This is a genomic window from Shewanella sp. ECSMB14101 (assembly GCF_000773485.1).
Classification (GTDB): domain Bacteria; phylum Pseudomonadota; class Gammaproteobacteria; order Enterobacterales; family Shewanellaceae; genus Shewanella; species Shewanella marisflavi.
In genome coordinates, this window is sequence record NZ_JSFF01000079.1 from 1 (window position 1) to 265 (window position 265).

Annotated in this window: 1 rRNA gene; it reads left to right on the forward strand. The window is 55.8% G+C overall.

Annotation, left to right across the window (positions count from 1 at the left end):
- A 16S ribosomal RNA gene (locus tag NY07_RS18830) occupies positions 1-265 on the forward strand; the annotation flags it as partial.

Genomic DNA, 265 nt, shown 5'->3' on the forward strand with positions numbered 1-265 from the left:
CGAGCGTTAATCGGAATTACTGGGCGTAAAGTGTGCGCAGGCGGCGTCGCAAGTCGAGTGTGAAAGCCCCGGGCTTAACTTGGGAATTGCGCTCGAAACTACGATGCTGGAGTGTGGCAGAGGAAGGTGGAATTCCACGTGTAGCGGTGAAATGCGTAGAGATCTGAAGGAATACCGGTGGCGAAGGCGGCCCCCTGGACAAAGACTGACGCTCAGGTACGAAAGCGTGGGGAGCAAACAGGATTAGATACCCTGGTAGTCCACG